Source organism: Devosia sp. P1_H9, assembly GCF_056405135.1.
Window position 1 is genome coordinate 1 of record NZ_JBFUCQ010000024.1, and the last position, 2,142, is coordinate 2,142.

Annotated in this window: 2 protein-coding genes; both read right to left on the minus strand. The window is 63.7% G+C overall.

Annotated features, from left to right (window positions below; all coding sequences use genetic code 11):
• On the minus strand, positions 1-1,217 hold a 1,217-nt coding region (locus AC1DYL_RS22745; protein ID WP_477174891.1), incomplete at its 3' end, for a cache domain-containing protein.
• 271 nt (positions 1,218-1,488) lie between these two features.
• The coding region (locus tag AC1DYL_RS22750; RefSeq protein ID WP_477174892.1) for a methyl-accepting chemotaxis protein at positions 1,489-2,142 on the minus strand (654 nt) is incomplete at its 5' end.

The following is a 2,142-nucleotide window of genomic DNA, read 5'->3' on the forward strand; positions in this document are numbered from 1 at the left end:
TCGTCGCTGCGTTCAGCGCCCTTCACCTCGACCTCGAGGTTACCCTGGGCCAGCGCGCCCATCGTATCGGTCAGCCGGCTGATCGGCTTCGAAATGCTGCGCGAGAACAGGAACCCCAGCAGCGCCGCCGCTGCGAGCAGCCCGGCACCGATCATCAGCATCGTGTTGCGCAGGTGCACGACCGGCGCGAACGCCTCGCCTTCGCTGATGGTGGTGACCATCGCCCAGTTAACGCCGTTGAACGTCACCGGCGTCGCCGTGGCGATCATCCGCATCCCGCGATAGTCAGTGGTCGTGCCGATAGCCGCGTTGCCCGCCAGGGCCGCCTCGACGATTGGATTGTCGTAGCTGGCGGTGAGCGTATCGTCGCCCTCCGAAAACACCGAGTCCGAACGCAACAGCTTGTCGGCGCCGACGAAGAAGCTCTCGCCGGTCTGCCCGAGTTGGCTGTTGTCCTGCAGCATCTCGTTGATTGGCGCGACCGGCATTTCGATCGCCATCACGCCCATCAGCTTGCCGCGCACATCGAGCATCGGCGTGGCGATGAAGCTCGCGGGCGAACCGGCGATCGAATAGGTCGACGCGTCCTCGTAGGCCACCTGCCCGCGCTCGGTGAGCGCCACGGCCTTGCGGAACACCCGCCCGAGCCCACTGTCGGCCAAGTCGCCACCTTCAGCGAAATTGGACGCGAAGTCGTCGTTCTTCATCACCGAGTAGACGAGGTTGCCCGCCGTATCGAAGATATAGAAATCGCGGTAGCCGCGCATCTCCAGCTGGCGCCGGAACGTCGCTTGCACCTTGTCGTGGGTTGTATCGTAGTTCGTCCGGCCCTTGTCGTTGACATCGAGTAGCTGCCGTTGCCCGGCAGGATGCGGGTTGTTGGTGATGAACGCCTCACGCAGCACGACCACAGGATCGGCCGGCGGCGTCGCCTTCGCAAAGCTCTTCCAGGCGATCCCGAAGTCGCGCGCGGCGTTCACGGCGCTATCCGTCGCTGCGCTGTTCACCAGCTCGGCTTCGATTGTCTTCAGATAGGTCGTGAATTTGTCGGCGTGGCTCAACGCCACGGTCTGCATCTGCCGCGCGCTCATCTCGCCGACGATCGACGAGCCGATGAAGTAACTTCCAAGCCCCACGCCGGCGCTGACCAGCAGTGCCGACCCCACCATCGCCAGCGGCAGTTTCTGCGCAATCTTGAACTTCGGAAGCCAACCCATTGCCTAACTTTCCCCCTCGAGCGGTAGCCTCATAGAGGGGAGCGGCAATACTGTCGAAAACGGGCAGGAAAAACCCTGCTCCCGCTATCTACGCCGACCTCATCCCCCAAGGCCCGTGCACGCTGGTGCGAAGACTAGGCACCCGGCCTTAATTTCTGATTACGGAACGATGCGTAGCCACCCGAGGATTTCCGGCAGGGCACCGATTACATCGCCACAAAAGCAAAGGCCGCCCGAAGGCGGCCCCGACTTATGTTTCGCTTCGTGTTGGTCAGAACTCGGACCAGTCCTTATCGACGGCAGCGTTGCCGTGGCTGAGGTAGGATTTGGCCGCCGAGCGCACCTTGTCCTGCAGGGCGCGGATGCCCTTGGCAGCCTCAGTGGCACGGACCGGCGCGCTCGCATCGCCGGTACGGAACACCTCGACGATCCGGTCGAGCTCGGTCGCTTGCGCCTCGGTCTGCTCGATCGCGGCATTGGTTTCTTCGACCAGCGCCGCGTTATGCTGGGTCATCTCGTCCATGGTACGAACAGCGGCGTTGACCTCTTCGATCGCCGAGGCCTGCTCCTGGCTGGCCCGCGCGATCGAGTCCATCAACTCGTTCGACGACCGCGCTGCGACAAGCATCGCCTCGAGCTTGGCGGCGGCTTCCGCGACCAGCTTCGAGCCGCCCTTCACCTCGCTGCCCGATTGCTCAATCAGCGCTTTGACCTCATTTGATGCGCCGGCCGCCGACTGCGCCAGCCGTCGCACTTCTACCGCGACCACCGCGAAGCCCTTGCCGGCATCGCCGGCACGAGCCGCTTCCACCGAGGCGTTGAGCGCCAGCAGGTTGGTCTGGAAGGCGATGTCGTCGATCATGCCGATGATGTTCGAGATCTTGCCCGACGAGTTGGTGATCCGTTCCATCGCCTCGGTCGCCTG